General features: G+C 68.3%; 15 protein-coding genes and 2 tRNA genes. 14 read left to right on the forward strand and 3 right to left on the reverse strand.

Annotated elements, in window-relative coordinates:
- Positions 1–217: 217 nt before the first annotated feature.
- The 11 genes from dnaA (at position 218) to KVA01_RS10090 (ending at position 13039) form a co-directional block, all read left to right on the forward strand.
- Positions 218–1852 carry a chromosomal replication initiator protein DnaA gene (gene dnaA, locus KVA01_RS10045; RefSeq protein WP_141270060.1) on the forward strand — a complete coding sequence of 545 codons (1635 nt, stop codon included), beginning with the start codon at positions 218–220 and terminating at the stop codon, positions 1850–1852.
- A gap of 601 nt (positions 1853–2453) precedes the next feature.
- Complete coding sequence (dnaN, locus tag KVA01_RS10050) at positions 2454–3578, forward strand: DNA polymerase III subunit beta (protein WP_141270062.1); 1125 nt, start codon at positions 2454–2456, stop codon at positions 3576–3578.
- 4 nt (positions 3579–3582) lie between these two features.
- Positions 3583–4812 (forward strand): DNA replication/repair protein RecF, encoded by a 1230-nt coding sequence (recF, locus tag KVA01_RS10055; RefSeq protein WP_141270064.1) that lies wholly within the window; start codon positions 3583–3585, stop codon positions 4810–4812.
- Positions 4805–5398, forward strand: a complete 594-nt coding sequence (locus KVA01_RS10060; protein ID WP_068468498.1) for a DciA family protein — start codon at positions 4805–4807, stop codon at positions 5396–5398. Before recF ends, KVA01_RS10060 begins: the two co-directional genes overlap by 8 nt.
- Before the next feature lie 257 nt (positions 5399–5655).
- On the forward strand, positions 5656–7722 hold the full coding sequence (gene gyrB, locus KVA01_RS10065; RefSeq protein ID WP_068468500.1) for a DNA topoisomerase (ATP-hydrolyzing) subunit B: 2067 nt from the start codon (positions 5656–5658) through the stop codon (positions 7720–7722).
- Positions 7723–7809: 87 nt separating this feature from the next.
- A complete protein-coding gene (gene gyrA / locus KVA01_RS10070; RefSeq protein ID WP_141270067.1) occupies positions 7810–10509 on the forward strand; it encodes a DNA gyrase subunit A in 2700 nt (899 codons plus the stop codon).
- The gene (locus KVA01_RS10075; protein WP_141270069.1) at positions 10506–11021 is read left to right on the forward strand and encodes a DUF3566 domain-containing protein; all 516 of its coding nucleotides are present in this window, start codon (positions 10506–10508) and stop codon (positions 11019–11021) included. The genes gyrA and KVA01_RS10075 overlap by 4 nt, the downstream gene beginning before the upstream one ends.
- A gap of 97 nt (positions 11022–11118) precedes the next feature.
- Positions 11119–11192 (forward strand) — tRNA-Ile (locus tag KVA01_RS10080).
- A gap of 51 nt (positions 11193–11243) precedes the next feature.
- Entirely contained in the window at positions 11244–11366 is a 123-nt protein-coding gene (locus KVA01_RS13135) for a hypothetical protein (RefSeq protein WP_267899944.1), read from the forward strand.
- Positions 11367–11418: 52 nt separating this feature from the next.
- Positions 11419–11491 (forward strand) — tRNA-Ala (locus KVA01_RS10085).
- Between the two features lie 252 nt (positions 11492–11743).
- Entirely contained in the window at positions 11744–13039 is a 1296-nt protein-coding gene (locus KVA01_RS10090; RefSeq protein WP_068468507.1) for an Nramp family divalent metal transporter, read from the forward strand.
- Positions 13040–13143: 104 nt separating this feature from the next.
- Here the strand turns inward: KVA01_RS10090 and KVA01_RS10095 are convergent, their stop codons facing one another.
- Positions 13144–14058 (reverse strand): hypothetical protein, encoded by a 915-nt coding sequence (locus tag KVA01_RS10095; RefSeq protein WP_068468509.1) that lies wholly within the window; start codon positions 14056–14058, stop codon positions 13144–13146.
- A gap of 169 nt (positions 14059–14227) precedes the next feature.
- On the opposite strand from KVA01_RS10095, the gene KVA01_RS10100 reads away from it, so the two are divergent.
- The 3 genes from KVA01_RS10100 (at position 14228) to KVA01_RS10110 (ending at position 17350) form a co-directional block, all read left to right on the forward strand.
- The gene (locus tag KVA01_RS10100; protein WP_141270071.1) at positions 14228–14773 is read left to right on the forward strand and encodes a peptidylprolyl isomerase; all 546 of its coding nucleotides are present in this window, start codon (positions 14228–14230) and stop codon (positions 14771–14773) included.
- Between the two features lie 124 nt (positions 14774–14897).
- A complete protein-coding gene (locus KVA01_RS10105) occupies positions 14898–15656 on the forward strand; it encodes a rhomboid family intramembrane serine protease (protein WP_231860600.1) in 759 nt (252 codons plus the stop codon).
- 443 nt (positions 15657–16099) lie between these two features.
- Positions 16100–17350, forward strand: coding sequence for an MFS transporter (locus KVA01_RS10110; protein ID WP_141270073.1), 1251 nt, complete (start codon positions 16100–16102; stop codon positions 17348–17350).
- Between the two features lie 176 nt (positions 17351–17526).
- Here KVA01_RS10110 and KVA01_RS10115 read toward each other — a convergent pair whose 3' ends face one another.
- Both KVA01_RS10115 and KVA01_RS10120 read right to left on the reverse strand, forming a co-directional pair.
- Positions 17527–18219 carry a hypothetical protein gene (locus KVA01_RS10115; RefSeq protein ID WP_141270075.1) on the reverse strand — a complete coding sequence of 231 codons (693 nt, stop codon included), beginning with the start codon at positions 18217–18219 and terminating at the stop codon, positions 17527–17529.
- Positions 18220–18235: 16 nt separating this feature from the next.
- Positions 18236–19390, reverse strand: coding sequence for an alpha/beta hydrolase (locus tag KVA01_RS10120; RefSeq protein ID WP_141270077.1), 1155 nt, complete (start codon positions 19388–19390; stop codon positions 18236–18238).
- Between the last annotated feature and the right edge of the window lie 106 nt (positions 19391–19496).

Below are 19496 nucleotides of genomic sequence, written 5' to 3' on the forward strand. Positions count from 1 at the left end.
GTGGAAAACGGCCTTCCAGCGGGCCTTCGAGGGAGGTTATCCCCATGTCAGAACTACATGATTGTAGTTACGCACAACCGTGTGAACGGGCTATGAACAGCCCGGAACCATGCTCTAGGCTGAGTCTCACGGCCGCCCCCCACCGAGGTTTATCCACCGCTGTGAACAACTCTGTGGAAAACTGGCGCGTTCCGGTACCTCACGTCAGGAGTCGTTCATGCAGCAGGACAGTCAGGCCTTGCCCGAGCAGTGGGCAGAGTGCGTCCGCATCATGAACGAGAATCCCCAGGTCGGTGGCCGCGCCCGGGGCAACATTGCGGTGTGCGAGCCCCGCGGACTCATGGGCACCACCCTGCTGATGGCCGTTCCGAGTGAGGCCACCCGCGAGTACCTGCAGCACCGCCCCATGTCCGAGATCCTGGACGTCGCGGTGAGCCGGGTCTTCGGGAAGGACACCCTGGTGGCCTTTGTGGTGGACCCGGAGCTCGAGCTGCAGCCCAGCCCCTCCCGCCCCGCCACGGACACGCGCGTCTCGGACGCCCGTACCTCCGACACCGCCATGCCCTCACTCACCGAGGTGGAGGGCGAGCGTGCGCCCGGTGCGTTCCACCCGGGGCACGCGGACCACTCCTCGCTCGTGGACCCCGTCCCGGCGGTCACGGGAGCGGACACCATCGCGGAGACCCTCGCCGAGGCGGGGAACCTCCCGCCGCGCCGGGACCCCCTCGCCGCACCGCCCCAGTCCCCGGCGCCGGAGGTGCTCACCACGGGCAACGGCTCGGACACCAGCCCCGCGGACTCGGAGTGGGACAGCTCCGCCCGGTTGAACCCCAAGTACGTCTTCGACTCGTTCGTGATCGGGCAGTCCAACCGCTTCGCCCACGCCGCGGCGTTCGCCGTTGCAGAGACCCCCGCCAAGGCATATAACCCGCTGTTCATATACGGGGAGTCCGGGCTGGGCAAGACCCACCTGCTGCACGCCATCGGGCACTACGCCAAGCGGCTCTACCCCAAGCTGCGGGTGCGCTACGTGAACTCGGAGGAGTTCACCAACGACTTCATCAACTCCATCCGCGACGACGAGGGCTCCTCCTTCAAGGGCATCTACCGCAATGTGGACCTGCTGCTGATCGACGACATCCAGTTCCTCGCCGGCAAGGAGCACACGCAGGAGGAGTTCTTCCACACGTTCAACGCCCTGCACAACCACGAGAAGCAGATCGTCATCACGAGCGACATGCCCCCGAAGCAGCTCACGGGCTTCGCCGAGCGCATGCGTTCCCGCTTCGAGTGGGGTCTGATCACGGACGTGCAGCCGCCGGAGCTGGAAACCCGCATCGCGATCCTTCGCAAGAAGGCCATCAGCGAGGGGATGGACGCCCCGGACGACGTCATGGAGTACATTGCCTCGCACATCTCCACCAACATCCGCGAGCTCGAGGGCGCCCTGATCCGCGTCACCGCATTCGCCTCGCTCAACAAGCAGGCCGTGGACCTGCCCCTCGCAGAGCTCGTGCTCAAGGACCTCATCACCGACGACGGCGGCCAGGAGATCACGGCGGCTTCGATCCTGGGGCAGACCGCGGCCTTCTTCAACATCACGCTCGACGAGCTGAAGTCCAAGTCCCGCACCCGCACACTCGTGACCGCCCGGCAGATCGCCATGTACCTGCTGCGCGAGCTCACGGACATGTCGCTGCCGAAGATCGGGGCGGAACTCGGCGGCCGTGACCACACGACCGTGATGCACGCGGACCGCAAGATCCGCACCCTGATGGCCGAACGCCGGCAGATCTTCGACCAGGTGACGGAGCTGACCAACAGGATCAAGCAGCAGTCGCGCGAGGGCTGAGAACACACCCCCTCACACTCGCAACACCGCAAGGCCCCCCCGGAGACCACTCCGGGGGGTCCTTCTTTCTTGTGATTCGTCCACAGGATGGACCCGCGGAATCAGCGGGCCCGGGCGGCGTCGTCCACACGAATGACAGGCCTTGTGGACGCCGTGTGCACAGCCGCGAAGAGGTCGATGTGGAAAAATCTGTGGACAACGCGGCACCAGCCGTGGACAACCCACTCAAATCGGTGGGGGAAGCTGTGGAACCCGCGGAATCACGCGGAAGTTCTGCACTCCGTCATCACAGCCGGGACATCCTGCATCCACAGCCGGTCAACACCCTCGACCCGCGGAACAGCTGAGAAGCAGGCGGTTATCCACAGAGTCCACAGGGGTTGTTAACACTTCTACCCCTTAAGAAAAGATCCACCGAATAACAAAAATCCTGCCCCGCTCGCCCCCGGACCGCCCCGAGGATCTCTGTAATTACACGAATCCTGGAGACCGCCGTGCGTCCCGCACTGCAGAGGCGGTCCACGCCACTCGAAGCGCGTCGGCCAGGCCGGATACGATGCAGGCAAGACACTCCTGTTCTCCGGCAAAAGAGGGGCCCTCCGTGAAGTTCTCGGTCGAACGCGACGTACTGGCTGAAGCAGTCACCTGGACTGCCCGTTCGCTGTCCCCCCGCCCGCCCGTGCCGGTGCTCTCCGGTCTGCTGATCAAGGCCGAGAACGGTTCCCTGTCCATTGCGAGCTTCGACTACGAGATCTCCGCGCGCCTGACCATCAGCGCGGACGTCATCGAGGAGGGCACCACCCTCGTCTCGGGCCGGCTGCTTGCTGACATCTGCCGGTCCCTGCCCTCGGCCCCCGTGCAGCTCGAGGCCGATGGCGGCAAGGTCACGCTCACGTGCCGCTCCTCCAAGTTCAACCTCGCGGCCATGCCCGTGGACGACTACCCCCAGCTGCCCGGGCTTCCCGAACTCTCCGGCGTGGTGGCCGGGGACGAGTTCGCCCACGCCGTCGCCCAGGTCAACATCGCGGCGTCGAAGGACGACACCCTGCCGATCCTCACCGGCATCCGCGTGGAGATCGAGGGCGAGAAGATGACCCTGCTCGCCACGGACCGCTACCGCCTGGCCATGCGTGAACTCACCTGGCGCCCGTCGGACCCCACCATCTCCACCGCCGCGCTGATCAAGGCCAAGACCCTCAACGACATCGCCAAGACCCTGGGCTCCTCCGGGGACGTGAACATCGCCCTGGCGGAGAACACCGAGCTCGTCGGCTTCGAGTCCGGCGGTCGGCGCACCACGAGCCTGCTGATCGACGGCGAGTACCCCAAGATCCGTTCGCTGTTCCCCGAGAACACCCCCATCACGGCGGTCGTGCGCACCTCCGAGCTCGTGGAGGCCGTGCGCCGCGTGTCCCTGGTGGCGGAGCGCAACACCCCGGTGCGCCTCGCCTTCAGCGAGGGGCAGGTGGCGCTCGACGCCGGAACGGGCGAGGACGCCCAGGCCTCGGAGGTTCTGGAAGCCCAGCTCAACGGTGACGACATCACCGTGGCCTTCAACCCCACGTACCTCTCCGAGGGTCTGCACGCCTTCGACTCCGCGTACGTGCGGTTCTCGTTCACGGCTCCCCCCAAGCCGGCGGTGCTCTCCGCCCAGGGGGACTCCGAGGGCGAGGACGACGTCACCTACAAGTACCTGCTCATGCCTGTCCGACTGCCCAACCAGTGATCGTGTGTTCGTAGACCACCTCTCGCTCCTGGACTTCCGCACCTACCAGGCCCTGGACCTTCCCCTGACCCCGGGGCTCACGGTGTTCGTGGGGCCCAACGGTGTGGGGAAGACCAACATCGTGGAGGCCGTGGACTGGGCGGCCACGCTGGGATCGCACCGGGTGCCGGGCAACGGACCGCTCATCGCCACCGGTGCAGAGCGCGGAGTGGTCCGCGCCCGTGTGGACAGGGCCGGACAGCGCACGGTCCTCGAGTACGAGCTCAACGTCGGACGCCCGAACCGGGTGCGGATCAACCGGGCGGCTCCGGTCCGGGCACGGGAGGCCCTCGGCACCCTGCACACGGTGCTGTTCTCTCCGGAGGACCTCACCCTGGTCAAGGGCGATCCGTCCCACCGCCGCCGGTTCCTGGACGACCTCGCCACCGCCATGCGCCCGGTGCTCTCCGCGGCGCGAGCGGACTACGACCGCGCACTGAAGCAGCGCAACGCCCTGCTGAAGTCCACCCGTGGCCGGCGCGGTTTCGACGAGTCGGACCGCGCCACACTCGCGGTGTGGAACGACCAGCTGGCCCGTGCCGGTGCCGCGGTCATGGGGGCTCGCCTGCAACTGCTGAAGGCGCTCGGACCCGAGGTGGACCGCGCCTACCAGCAGCTCACGGACGGTCCCAAGCACGTGTCCCTGGGCTACGAGAGCTCCTCCGTGGCGCCCGGTGCGGACCAGGAGGCACTGGGACACTTCTCCGTGGCGGACCTCTACGACCTCATGATGCAGGCGTTCGAGCGCATGGAACGCCAGGAGCGGGACCGGGGCATCACCCTGGTGGGTCCGCACCGGGACGACCTGCTGATCCGGCTCGGAGAAACCCCCGCCAAGGGCTACGCGTCCCACGGCGAGACCTGGTCCACGGCCCTCGCCCTGCGCCTGGGGTCCTGGTACGTGCACCTCGCGGACGACCCCGGCCGGGGCTCCGCCCCCGTCCTGATCCTCGACGACGTCTTCGCGGAGCTCGACGCCCGACGCCGACGCCGCCTGGCCGAGCTCGTGGGGCAGGCCGAGCAGGTGCTGGTCACCGCCGCCGTGGACGAGGACCTGCCGAGCGCGTTGCTCGAGCACACCCACACGGTGGTCGACGTGTCACCGGGTGCGGTGGCGGTCCGGAGCGCCGCGGCGTCCGCGGAACCCTCTGACCCTGCCACCGACGGTCCCGACACCGGGGGCCACGGTGGCTGAGCCCCTCCACCGGGACGTCGTGGACGCCGCCGCCGTGGCTCTGCAGCGGGCCCGCAAGGCGGCGCGGGACCGCGGTGACACACCGCTGTCCAAGGCCGCCGCGGCCAAGAATATGCGGGCGTTCGGCACGGCCATGGAGGAGGGCACCGGTTCGCCCGCGCTGCGCTCCTCGAAGCGCTTCGGCACGGATCCACGGCAGCTCGGGGGGTTCTCGGGGCCGGGTCGCTCGGCCCGGGACCCTCGACCCCTGGGCTCGGTCGTGGACACCCTGATGACGCACCGCGGGTGGAAGACGCCCGTGAACGTGAGCACCGTGCTCGCGGACTGGGCCTCCCTGGTGGGAGCGGGCAACGCAGAGCACTCGTGGCCGGAGCACTTCGAGGACACCGTCGTGCGGGTGCGCTGCGATTCCACGGCGTACGCCACGCAGCTGCGACTGATGCAGTCGGCGATCCTTGCGAACTTCGCTGACCAGCTCGGGGAGGGCATCGTCACGAAGCTGGAGATCCACGGTCCCGCCGGACCCAGCTGGAAGCGCGGCCGCTGGCGTGTGCAGGGCCGTGGCCCCCGGGACACGTACGGCTGAGTCGCGGGCCCCGCAGCCCTCGATCCGCCAAAAACGGCCCAGAACGCCGCGAGCCGGGCGCCACCCCGAAAATGGCTCCACCCTGCGGGACCACCGTCCGGAGCGTCTGCGGGCCGTCCAGCGTGTCATCCGGTAGAATGACAAGCCATAGATCTCTTCGCCCCGTCAGCCGATGAGCCGCGAGCCGTCTCATCGGCTGTGTTCATGTCGGGGCGGGCGATGATCGTCAACGATTACGCAGGAGGACCGGAGACCCCGTGGCTACAGAGGATCCCCTAGAGCACGAGTACGGCGCGAGCGACATCACCGTTCTGGAAGGTCTCGAGGCGGTCAGGAAACGCCCCGGCATGTACATCGGCTCCACGGGGCCGCGCGGTCTGCACCACCTGGTCTACGAGGTGGTCGACAACTCCGTGGACGAGGCACTGGCCGGGTACTGCGACCACATCGAGATCACGCTGCAGTCCGACGGCGGCGTGCGCGTGGCGGACAACGGGCGCGGCATCCCCGTGGACATGCACCCCACCGAGGGCAAGCCCACCGTGGAGGTCGTGATGACCATCCTGCACGCCGGCGGCAAGTTCGGCGGCGGCGGGTACGCGGTCTCCGGCGGCCTGCATGGTGTGGGCATCTCCGTGGTCAACGCACTGTCGCGGCGCGTGGACACCGAGGTCCGCCGCCAGGGCTACGTGTGGCGCATGAGCTTCGCCAACGGTGGCCACCCCCAGGGCGAGCTGGTCCGCGGCGAGGAGACCGAGGAGACGGGCACCACCCAGGTGTTCTACCCGGACCCCGAGATCTTCGAGACCGTGGACTTCGACTTCGAGACCCTCCGGGCGCGCTTCCAGCAGATGGCGTTCCTCAACAAGGGGCTGCGCATCAGCCTCACGGACGAGCGCGCCACGGAGGAGACCGGTGACGAGATCGCCGGCGGCACCCCCGCGGACGTCACGGGCCCCCTCGAGGGCCAGGACGGCGGCACGGCGGGAGCGGACGACGCCGCCACGGCCGTCGCGGGCGCGCGCCAGGTGGTCTACTGCTACGAGGACGGCCTGCTGGACTACGTGACGTTCCTGAACTCTTCGAAGAAGGCGGACCTGATCCACCAGGACGTCATCTCGCTGGAGGTGGACGACTCCGAGAAGAAGATGTCGCTGGAACTGGCCATGCAGTGGACCACGGCGTTCAACGAGTCCGTGCACACCTACGCCAACACGATCAACACCCACGAGGGCGGCACGCACGAGGAAGGGTTCCGCACCGCGCTGACCACCCTCATCAACCGCTTCGCGCGCGAGAACAAGCTGCTGCGGGACAAGGACGACAACCTCACGGGCGAGGACGTCCGCGAGGGCCTCACCGCGGTGATCTCCATCAAGCTCTCGGAGCCGCAGTTCGAGGGTCAGACCAAGACCAAGCTGGGAAACTCGGAGGCCAAGACCTTCGTGCAGCGCGAGATGTTCGACCTCTTCGGGGCGTGGCTGGAGCGCAACCCCAACCCCGCCAAGGACATCGTCCGCAAGGCGATCTATGCGTCCCAGGCCCGTCTCGCCGCCCGCAAGGCCCGGGAGACCACGCGCCGCAAGGGCCTGCTGGAGTCCGGCGGGATGCCCGGCAAGCTCAAGGACTGCTCCTCCAAGGACCCCACGCTCTCGGAGATCTACATCGTGGAGGGTGACTCCGCGGGTGGCTCCGCGGTGCAGGGCCGCGATCCCGCCCACCAGGCGATCCTGCCGCTGCGCGGGAAGATCCTGAACGTGGAGCGCGCCCGCCTGGACCGGGCCCTGTCGAACGCGGAGGTGCAGTCCATGATCACCGCGTTCGGCGCGGGGATCGGGGACGACTTCGACATCGAGAAGGCCCGCTACCACAAGATCGTGCTGATGGCGGATGCGGACGTGGACGGCCAGCACATCACCACGCTGCTGCTGACCCTGCTGTTCCGGTTCATGCGCCCGTTGATCGAGCACGGCTACGTGTACCTCGCGCAGCCACCGCTGTACCGGATCAAGTGGTCCAACGCCGCGCACGACTACGTCTTCTCGGACGCGGAGCGGGATGCCGCTCTGGCCCAGGGTCTCGCGGAGAACCGTCGCCTGCCCAAGGAGAACGGCATCCAGCGCTACAAGGGTCTGGGCGAGATGGACTACACCGAGCTGTGGGAGACCACCATGGACCCCGCGCACCGCACGCTGCGCCAGGTCACCATGGACGACGCCGCGGCGGCGGACCAGGTGTTCTCCGTGCTGATGGGCGAGGACGTGGAGTCCCGCCGGGAGTTCATCCAGCGCAACGCCAAGGACATCCGCTTCCTGGACATCTAGTACGCACACGGTGGACGCCGGATATTCCCGTACCGGCATGAACAGCAGTGGGCCGTGAGGGCCGAGAAGAAACGGAAACAGCAACGCATGAGTGACGAGACACAGGACGGCAACGGTCCCGTGGAGCCGGAGAACAGCCCCGAGGTTGTCGGGGAGGTCGTGACCGACGAGGTCGTGGTCGCCGGGGACCGGGTCGAGCAGATCGATCTGCAGGCGGAGATGCAGCGCTCCTACCTGGACTACGCGATGGCCGTGATCGTGGGCCGTGCGCTGCCGGACGTGCGCGACGGCCTCAAGCCGGTGCACCGCCGCGTGATCTACACGATGTACGACGGCGGCTACCGGCCGGACCGCTCGTTCAACAAGTGCGCGCGCGTCGTCGGCGACGTCATGGGCAACTACCACCCGCACGGCGACTCTGCGATCTACGACGCCCTGGTGCGCCTGATCCAGGGCTGGATCATGCGCTACCCGCTCGCGCTGGGGCAGGGCAACTTCGGCTCCCCGGGCAACGACGGTGCCGCGGCACCCCGGTACACCGAGACGAAGATGGCGCCGCTGGCTATGGAGATGGTCCGGGACATCCACGAGGACACCGTGGACTTCCAGGACAACTACGACGGCAAGCAGCAGGAGCCCACGGTGCTGCCGGCGCGGTTCCCGAACCTGCTGGTCAACGGCTCCTCGGGCATCGCGGTGGGCATGGCCACCAACATCCCGCCGCACAACCTGCGCGAGGTCGCGGACGGCGTGCAGTGGTACCTGCAGAACCCGGACGTGGACCGCGAGACGCTGCTGGAGGAGCTGATCAAGCGGATCAAGGGCCCGGACTTCCCGTCCGGTGCGCAGATCCTGGGCCACAAGGGCATCGAGCAGGCCTACCGCACGGGCCGCGGGTCCATCACCCAGCGCGCGGTGGTCAGCGTAGAGGAGATCAACAACCGCACGTGCCTGGTGGTCACGGAGCTGCCGTACCAGGTCAACCCGGACAACCTGGCCATCAAGATCGCGGACCTCGTGAAGGATGGCAAGGTCCAGGGGATCGCGGACATGCGGGATGAGACCTCCGGCCGCACCGGCCAGCGTCTGGTGATCGTGCTCAAGCGGGACGCCGTTCCCAAGGTGGTGCTCAACAACCTCTACAAGCACACGCAGCTGCAGGAGAACTTCTCCGCGAACATGCTCGCGCTCGTGGACGGCGTGCCCCGCACCCTGTCCCTGGACGCGTTCGTGATCCACTGGGTCGCGCACCAGATGGAAGTCATCGTGCGGCGCACCCAGTTCCGCCTCAAGCAGGCGCAGGAGGAGGCGCACATCCTGCTGGGCCTGCTCAAGGCCCTGGACGCCCTGGACGAGGTGATCGCCCTGATCCGCCGCTCTCCCACCGTGGAGGAGGCGCGCTCCGGGCTGATGGAGCTGCTCGGCATCGACGAGGCCCAGGCCCAGGCGATCCTGAACATGCAGCTGCGCCGTCTGGCCGCCCTGGAACGGCAGAAGATCCAGGACCGCCACGCGGAGCTGCAGCGCCTGATTGCGGAGTACGAGGCGATCATCGCCTCCGAGGCGCGCCAGCGCGAGATCATCTCGGACGAGCTGCGCGGGATCGTGGAGCACTACGGGGACGACCGCCGCACCGAGGTGCTCTACGGTTTTGACGGGGACGTCTCCATGGAGGACCTGATCCCCCAGCAGCAGGTGGTCGTGACCATCACCCGTGACGGCTACGTCAAGCGCACGCGGGCGGACGAGTACCGCGCTCAGCACCGCGGCGGGCGCGGCATCAAGGGCGCGCAGCTGCGCGGTGACGACGTCGTGGAGCACTTCTTCGTCACGAACACCCACAACTGGATCCTGTTCTTCACCACGCTGGGCCGGGTCTACCGGGTCAAGGCGTACGAGTTCGTGGAGGCCGGGCGCGACGCCAAGGGCCAGCACGTGGCAAACCTGATGGAGTTCCAGCCGGACGAGCGGATCGCCCAGGTCATGGAGCTGCACTCCTACCAGGACGCCCCGTACCTCGTGCTCGCCACGCGCGGCGGTCTGATCAAGAAGTCGCGCCTCACGGACTACGACACCAACCGCTCCGCGGGCGTGATCGCCATCAACTTGCGCGACGACGACGAGCTGGTCTCGGCCATGCTCGTGAATACCGACGACGACATCATGCTGATCTCGCGCCACGGCCAGTCCCTGCGCTTCACCGCGGACGACGACGCCCTGCGCCCCATGGGCCGCGCCACCTCGGGTGTCACGGGCATGAAGTTCCGCTCCGGGGACGAGTTGCTCTCCGCCAACGTGGTCACGGACGACTCCTACGCGTTCGTGATGACCGAGGGCGGCTACGCGAAGCGCACCTCCGTGCAGGAGTACCGCGTGCAGGGCCGAGGTGGGCTGGGCATCAAGGTGGCCAAGCTCGCCGAGGTCCGCGGCGGCCTGGTGGGCGGGCTGATCGTGGGCGAGAGCGACGAGGTGCTCGTGGTCATGGAGAGCGGCAAGGTGGTGCGCTCCAACGTCAGCGAGGTGCCCGCCCGCGGCCGCGACACCATGGGCGTGATCTTCGCGAAGCCCGGGTCCGGCGACACGATCGTGGGCGTGGCCCGCAACGCGGAGCGCGAGATCGAGAAGGAGGTCGACGAGGAGGCCGCCGCCGAGGAGCTCGAGGGCGGCGTCGTCGTCGAGGAATCGGTCGAGGAGGGCGTGGAGCAGAGCCAGGACGGCGCTGCTGCCCCGGCGGATGATGCGGATGCAGTAGCGTTGGACCACAACGACAACGGAGGTGACGCATGAGCGCGAGCTCGGCCTCGAAGGCGGGTCAGACCGTGAAGGCTTCTTCCCCCAAGAAGCCCGCCACCCAGCAGGGCGGAAGCAAGAAGACCCCGGCCACGCAGGGCGGCAAGGGTTCCGGCAAGGGACTCGTGCGGCCGGCGCCGCGGGCCAAGGTGCGCCGCGCCCGGCTGGTGGTCTCCAAGGTGGACACCTGGTCGGTCCTGAAACTGGCGTTCCTGCTCTCCGTGGCGCTCGGCATCATCACGGTGGTGGCGTCCCTGGTGCTGTGGATCGTGCTGAACCTGACGGGTCTGTTCGACGGGATCAACGAGATGCTCTCCACCCTCGGCGGCAATGCCGGCGGAACGGACATCAAGAAGTTCCTCTCCCTGGGCAACGTGGCGCTGTTCGCCACCGTGATCTCGGTGACCAACGTGATCCTGCTGTCCGTGCTCTCCGTGCTCGGCGCGTTGCTGTACAACATCGCGGCGTCGCTGATCGGCGGCATCGGGGTGACCCTCACGGACGACTGACCGCCGGGGCCTGCGCGCGCACAGATTTGGCGCCGGGCACGAACCTCCGGTAAAGTCTTGGCGTGGCCAGGCAGAGTTGCTCTGCTCGGCACGCTGAGGGCGTATAGCTCAGACGGTTAGAGCGCTTCGCTGATAACGAAGAGGTCCCAGGTTCAATTCCTGGTACGCCCACACCTCGAATTCCTCACCAACCGCGAGACGATCTCGTCCGGAAGGTTCCCCATGAAGTCACGCATCGCAGCGGTCATCGCCGTCGCCGGTCTCTCGGTCGTTGCGCTGAAGTCCTGGCGCGAGGCGGAGGCCAAGCGTGAGGCCTGGAATTCGGCCGTCGACTCCGTGGACTGACATTCACGGTCACCGGTGAGCCGTGTTCGCACGGCACACCACAACCGAATACGGGGCCTTAGCTCAGTTGGTAGAGCGCTGCCTTTGCAAGGCAGATGTCAGGAGTTCGAATCTCCTAGGCTCCACACGATCTCGCGACACGGGCCGCTTCCCTCCGGGGAGGCGGCCTTCGTCGTGCCCGCCTGCGGAGAATGGGGCCCGCCGTGCTCAGGGCCCCGCGCGGCGTCGTACCTGGGAGCCAAGACGTCCTCGTGTTCTGCGAAAGGCAGCGGGTGTGCGTCACGGGAAGACGTGGTCGGTGGCCGGGCCGGCGCGCATGACACACTGGTCGGTGAAGCTGTGACAACCCTCATACCCCGGACGTGTGGAGTAGCCGTATGCGAGACAAGACGCCCCTGCTGCCCCTGGCGTCAGTGGACCCCCACGAACGGCTGGAGAAGGTCCAGCGGTGGCGGCTGATCGGGCCGGGGCTCGTGGTCGCGGCCACGGGCGTGGGGGCCGCGGACATGGTGGCCACCCTGAGCGCCGGGTCGCGCTACGGGTACACGCTGCTGTGGGCGGTCATCGTGGGCACGGTCATGAAGATTGTGCTCGTGGAGGGCGCGGGACGCTACTCGCTGGCGAGCGGGCACACGATCTTCGAGGGCTGGCGCTCCCTGGGCCGGTGGACCTCGTGGTACTTCGGCCCGTACATCCTGATCTGGGGTTTCGTCTACGGGGCCACGGCCATGTCCTCGTCCGCGCTGCCGCTCGCCGCGCTCTTCCCGGTCCTGCCGCTGTGGGCGTGGGCGATCATCATGGGCCTCCTGGGCTTCGGGATCGTCTGGGCCGGACGCTACACGGTCGTGGAGAAGATCACCGCCGTGATGGTGGGCGTGATGTTCCTGGTCATGGTGGGCCTGGCGATCATCACCCTGCCGGACATCCCCCGCATGATCACCGGTCTGATCCCCGTGATCCCCCAGGGCGGCGTGGTCTACACGCTCGCGCTCGCCGGCGGCGTGGGAGGAACCATCACCCTGGCGGCATACGGCTACTGGCTGCGCGAGAAGGGCTGGCACCAGCCGCGCTGGATGCGGGTGATGCAGCTGGACAACACCGTGGCGTATGCGGTCACCGGGATCTTCGTGCTCGCCATGCTCGTGGTGGGCGCTGAGGTGCTCTACTCCGCGGGCTACGCGATCGGGGCCGGGGACAAGGGGCTGCTGGACCTGGACGACGTGCTCCGGGCCCGCTACGGGGACGTCATCGGCGTGACGTTCCTCGTGGGGTTCTGGGCGGCGTCCTTCTCCTCCGTGGTGGGGGTGTGGTCCGGTGTCTCGCTGATGTTCGCGGACTACTGGGGCAACGTCCGCAAGAAGCCCAGCGGCCACCCGGACACCCGCAACGGCGGCAAGTACTTCAAGTTCTACCTGCTGTGGCTCACGTTCCCACCCATGCTGCTGCTGGTCCTGGACCGCCCGGTCTTCCTGATCCTGCTCTACGGCGTGCTGGGTGCGCTCTTCATGCCGTTCCTTGCGGTCACGCTGCTGGGTCTGCTCAACACCTCCCGCACGCCCCGGCGCTGGCGCAACGGCATGTTCACGAACGCCGTGCTGGTGGTGTGTGCGGTGCTGTTCGTGGTGCTGGGCATCTACCAGACCTACGACACCGTGGCCGGCATCCTCGGCTGACACGCCCCCCCGACGCCGCCTCCCCGAACGACGACGCCGCGCCCCTCCCGAAGGAGGGGCGCGGCGTCGTCGTCAGTGGTGCCCCGAAGGGCACCTCAGGAGCCTCAGTGCTTGGGGCCCTGCTTGGGATCGTGCTTGGAGCTGTTGTCCGCGGAGCCGAGCTTGGTGTCGTCCGAGGCGGAGCCCTTGATCTGCTCCTTGACCTCGTTGACCGTCTGCTTGGCGTCCTCGGCAACGGACTTCACACTGTCCGTGGCGCGGTGGGCCGCCTGCGAGGCGGTGCCCTCCTTGGGCACGGAGGACGAGGGGTCCTTGACGTCGTCCACCTTCACACCGGAGCCGGCGGCCACGGTGGAGTTGTTGTTCACCGGGGAGGCCGAGACGCGCGGGGAGGCGGTGGCGGGGGTCTTCCAGGGATCCTGGACCGGGCGGGACGCGCGCCACGCGGCCGCACCGGCCACGCCGCCCGCGACCAGCAGGCCGAGGAACAGCAGGCCCTTGTGGCCACCCTGCGCCTTCTTCTGCTGCTTGGCGTACTCCTTGGCCGAGTTCTTCGCGGCCTTCTGGATGCGCTTCACGGTCTTCTTGTCACCGGTCAGCTTGGTGACCAGGGCGTCGAACTGGTCCGACGTGTCCGCGTCCGCGACCTTGGAGGCCAGGGCGGCGACGGCGCCGGAGTACTTCTCCTGAGCCACGGCACGGCCGTGCTCGCTCTTCTTGGCGGCCTTCTTGGCCAGGGGAGCGGCAGCGGCCACCCCGGCGGCCTTGGCCTTCTCGCTGCGGTGCTTGACGTCCTCACCGAGCTCCTGCGCACGGCCCAGGCCCTCCTGGACGTACGGGCCGGTGGCCTCGACGCCGCTCGCGAGAGCGGATGCGCCGGCCTGAACGCCCTGCTGCAGCTTCTCCCCGAGTTCACCGATCTCGCTGGAGAGCCACTCCCCGGCGTTGACGACCTTGGACTCGGCGGCCTTGTTGGCGGCCTTGGCCTGCTTCTGGGCCTTGCTCTTGAACAAGCTCATGTCTGTCTCCCTCCTGAAGGTGATGATTCTGCACATCTCCACCATCAGCATACGTTCTGTGCGCCCGGGAATTCCCCGGGAAAACGGGGGTTCGAACCGCTTTTCACTGTGCGCTGAACACTCGAGACCACCCCTGACGCCCCCGAGCGGGCCGTGCCACAATGACACCATGACTTCCGCTATTGCCACGCACAAGGCGACCATCCACACCAACCACGGCGACATCGTGGTGGACCTCTTCGGGAACCACGCGCCCAAGACCGTCAAGAACTTCGTCGGCCTCTCGGACGGCACCCAGGAGTGGGCCGATCCCCGCACCGGTGAGAAGCAGAACGGCCCCCTCTACAAGGACGTCGTCTTCCACCGCATCATCAAGGACTTCATGATCCAGGGCGGCGATCCGCTGGGTCAGGGCATCGGTGGTCCCGGCTACACCTTCGACGACGAGATCAGCCCCGAACTGAACTTCAACGCCCCCTACGTGCTGGCCATGGCCAACGCGGGCACGCGCAACGGCCGCGGCACGAACGGTTCGCAGTTCTTCATCACCACCGCGCCCACCACGTGGCTGCAGGGCAAGCACACGATCTTCGGCGAGGTCGCGGACGACGCCTCCAAGAAGGTCGTGGATGAGCTCAACAACGTCCGCACCGGCGGACAGGACCGGCCCGTGGAGGACTGCGTGATCACCTCCATCGACGTCGAAGAGGTCTGAGACCCGGACACGTCCCGCGTCTTGTGAAGCCCACCCGGCGGTCCGGGTGGGCTTCACGCGTTCCAGGGCACATCTGCCCCCTGGGCCCCGCGTCATCCGCCAGCACCGCCAGATCGGAGAAGCCATGACCCACGATCCCGCAGATCCCCGTTCCGGGGGCATCCCCGGGGACGGTGCGCCACAGGGCCGCGTTCCCCGCGACGGCCACCCCGTTCCCGCCCCGCAGTACGGGCAGTACCTGCCCGGCCACGAGGGGGAGGGCAGCCACGACGCACCGGCCCAGCCCCCGCGCCGGCCCACGGTCGGCCCCGCGCGGCGTCGTACCACCATGCCCGTGACCTGGGGGATCATCGCCCTCTGCGTGGCGGTCTGGGGCGCCCAGTGGGTGGTGGCCCTGCTGACGCCCTACAGCCTCGCCACGATGTTCGGCTACGTGCCCGCGCTCACCACGAGCGAGCCGTGGCGCATGCTCACGAGCGGGTTCCTGCACTCGATGCCCTCGCCGCTGCACCTGCTGCTGAACATGTACACGCTCTACCTCTTCGGGCGGATGCTCGAGCCGCTGCTCGGCACGTGGCGGATGCTCACGCTCTTCGTGCTCTCGGTGCTGGGTGGTTCGGTGGGCGTGCTGCTGCTGGGGGATCCGTGGGTCGTGGTGATCGGTGCCTCGGGCGGCATCTTCGGCCTGTTCGGTGCGATGTTCGTGTTCATGCGCCACTTCCGCAACGACATGACGCCGATCGTGGTGCTGATCGTGATCAACCTCGTGTTCGGCTTCGTGGCCGGCGGGGTGGCCTGGCAGGCGCACGTGGGTGGTCTGGTGGTGGGCGGTCTGGTGGCCCTCGCCATGCTCCCGGGGCTGGGGAAACGTTCGCTGGACTGAGTGTCCACAGGGGTTGTCCACACCTGTTAACAACTTACAGAGTTGTAATTCCACAGCTGTGAACAGCCCTGTGGACAGCGGAATCCCGGGGTCTGGCGGGCGCTGCACACACATCTTGGTCGAGATATGCACACTTTTCTCCACACCTGTGGAAAACTCTCGTGCACCGCTTGGGGAGAACCCGGACCGCGTGTGACCTCCGAGACAGCTCGCGGTCCCCGCGAATAAATCCGTTCCCCGGTACGTTCCATGGATTCAGGCCTCATGGCCGGTCATGCCTCGACGACGCGGCACCTCCGGGATCCACACCCTCGCAGCAGGGGCTCGCAGCGTCCCGGAGACGTGTGCGAGTGGTCCACCCCTGCCGCGCACGCCCTGTCCCGGCTCCGCGGCGTCCAGAGCGCCCGGCGTCCTCCCGAGAACCCCGGAAAGGCCTCTCGTCCATGACCCAGTTGACCCCTGCCCGCCGACGCCTGGCACTGTTCGCGCTCGCCCTGGGTGGCTTCGGCATCGGCTGCACGGAGTTCGCCTCCATGGGGCTGCTCCCGCAGATCGCCCAGAACCTCATGCCCGGCCTCTACGGCTCGTCCCCCGAGACCGGGATCGCCCACGCGGGCTGGCTCGTGAGCGCCTACGCCCTGGGTGTGGTGGTCGGTGCGCCCGTGATCTCGTTCCTGGGTGCCCGGGCCTCCCGCACGGTGCTGCTGCTCGTGATGGCCTCGGCACTGCTCGTGGGCAGCCTCGCGTCCGCTCTCGCGCCGTCCTTCGAAGGGCTGCTCGTGGTGCGCTTCCTGGCCGGGTTGCCCCACGGCGCCTACTTCGGCCTCGCCTCGCTGGTGGCCGCGACCGTGATGGGCCCCGGCAACCAGGCGAAGGGTGTGGCACTCGCACTCTCCGGGCTCACCGTGGCCAACGTGGTGGGCGTCCCGGTGATGACGGCCATCGGCCAGGCCTACGGCTGGCGCGCCGCGTACGGCACGGTGACCGTGGTCTTCGCCCTCACCGTGGCCCTGCTGTGGCTCACGGTCCCGCGCCAGGCCCCGCTGCCCGGTGCAAGCCGCCGCGGTGAGCTCTCGGCCTTCGCGCTGCCCCAGGTGTGGATCGTCATGGGCGTGGCCGGTGTGGGCTTCGGCGGCTTCTTCGCGATCTACAGCTACCTCTCCCAGATGGGCCGCGAGCTCGCGGGCCTGCCCGCCGGTGCCATCCCGTGGCTGCTCGCGGTCGTGGGCGTGGGTATGACCATCGGCAACATCGTGGGCGGCATCAGCGCGGACCGCAGCGCACGGCGCACCATGGCGGTGGGCTTCCCCGCGCTCGCGGTGGCCCTGCTGCTGATGGGTGTGCTGGGCGGGTCCCCGGTGGGGATCTTCGTGGCCGGGTTCGTGATGTCCCTGGTCAACTCGTTCATCATGCCGAGCATCCAGAGCTGGCTCATCACCGCGGCGCGCGGCGCCCAGCTCATGGGTGCGTCCCTGAACCACGCCGCGTTCAACGTGGCCAACTCGGTCGGCGCCCTGCTCGGCGGCGCCGTGATCTCGGCCGGCTTCGGCTACCGTTCCCCGGCGATCGTCGCGTGCGCGCTGTGCATCGTGGGTGGGCTGCTCGCCTTCGCGGGTGTCCAGCGGCAGAAGCGGGACCGACGACGCCGCCTCGAGGCCGGCTTCCCCGTCACCTCCTCGCAGCGGGCGGTCTGAGCCGGGGCGGCCGCCAGCGGCGCCGGTGCCACAGAGCGACTCCCGCTGCCCGGTGCCGCAGTGCCCGGGTGAGCCACCGCCGACAGTCCATGACGAGCCCTGCCCACGGCCGCTGCCGCGCGTGCGAACCGGTCGATGGGCAGGGCCGCGCACGCGGCGTCGTCGTTCCCCGGAGGTCAGTGCACCAGGAACTGGCCGGTGAGCAGGAAGGCTCCCGAGTCCACGAGCAGGAACAGGGCCACGAGGGCGAGCAGCCAGGTGAGGGCCAGGTTCACCCACGGGGAGATGGTGTCCCAGGCCCGGCGCATGACCTTCGAGAAGCGCTCCTGGCGGCCGAACGCGGTGAGGACCACGAGCAGGGTCAGCGGCAGCTGGCTCACGAGCGCCCAGACGATCCAGCCCGCGACGCCCCAGGGAAGCGGCTGGGCGGCGGCCACCGCCACGTGGATGTCGAACGGCAGGTCGAAGATCACGATGCCCACGAACACGAGGGTCGTGACGTAGAGACCCCAGGGGCTCGTGGCGGGCTTCTCCTCGGGCTCCGGGACGCCGCGCCGCCGACGCCGCGCCACGGCCCGCCAGGCGGCGTACCCGCCGATCCCGAGGGCGAGCGCGAACTCGATCCACGCGGCGATGCTGCCCTGGCGGACGAGGTGCCACCAGTCGACCTCCTGCAGCCGGGGGCCCAGCAGCAGCGTGAGGGCGAGACCCCACGCCGCGGTGCCGCCCAGCAGGAGCGTGGAGGCACCGACGATGTGCCGGCGCCGGATGCCCGCGCCGAGCGCCGCGGCCATGATCACCATGGGCGCGGGGTCGAACCCCGCCAGCGCGGTGCTGAGCACCGTGAGCGTGTATTCCCAGGTGTTCATGAATGGGTTCCGATGCTCAGGCGGGGATCGCGGCGAACGCGGGGGAGGTCCGGCCCAGCCACTCGAGGCTGGGGTCCAGCTGCGCCTCCCACAGGGCCACGCGGTGTCCCCCGGTCTGCGAGACGTTGCTGGACAGGCGCGTGGGGGCCGAGACGGTGCGCTCGAAGGCCCGGATGGCCTTGACGGAGATCGAGTCCTCGCCGCCGGTGAAGAACCAGATGCTCACGTCCGGCTTCTCGCGCGCCACGACCTTGCCGAGGTCGTAGGCCGCGGGGTCCGCTGTCTTCCATACCTCACCCTTCGTGTACATGGGCGTGAAGTACCCCGCGAGGTTCACACTCGAGGCCCAGATCTCCGGGTGGCGCACCGTGAACATGGACGAGCACCACCCCCCGGCGCTGTAGCCCAGGGTGGCCCACGCGTCACGGTCCGTGGACACCCGCAGGTTGCCGCGGATCCACGAGACCACGTCGCTGCTCACGTAGGTCTCCCACTTGCCGTGGTTGCTGTCCACGCACTCGGTGTCGTTGTTGCCGGGGTAGACGTCCGGGATCACCACGATGCTCTCACGCAGGGTGGAGTCCGCCACGTTCTCCCGGATGTGCTGGGCGATGTCCATGGCCTGGGTGTACGTCCGCACGTCCCCGGGGAAGCCGGTGAACGCCGTGATCACGGGGTAGGTGCGCTCCGGCTCCTTCAGGTAGGAGGGAGGAAGCCACACGGTGGCGTCCTGCGTGATCCCGGACTGGCTGCCCGGGATCTTGAGGTACACCCACTGCCCGGAGGTGCTGTTCGAGTCCAGCTGCGATCCGAAGGCCGCATTGCGCGCCGGATCGGTCTGGGCTGCCGTGTACTGCGCGCGGGGGAGCTCCTTGACCGCGGTGACGGCGGCGAACGCGGCCCCGGCGTTCGTGGTGGTCACGGCCCCTCCGCCGTCCGAGAGCAGGTCCCCCCAGCTCGAGTACCACTGGTTGTCCATGTTCATCTTCAGGAAACAGGCCGCCAGGACGAGCACGCACACGAGCGCGAGGCACGCGAACTGCAGCACGTACTTCAGCAGGCCGGGGCGGCGGTTCCGGGGCAGGACGACCACGGTGACGACGACCAGCAGGACCGTCACGGCCGTGACCGTGATGAGGAGGGGCCATCCGTTCAGTTCGAAGAACGCCATTGGGGGTTGCTCGTTTCCAGTGTTTTCCCACGTATCTTAAGTGCAGTGCGGAGGCCGCGGGTCTAGAGAGGTGTCCGGCGGTTCCACGTACCGCACACAGCATAGG

It is taken from the genome of Kocuria varians, assembly GCF_006539885.1.
Lineage (GTDB): Bacteria > Actinomycetota > Actinomycetes > Actinomycetales > Micrococcaceae > Kocuria > Kocuria varians.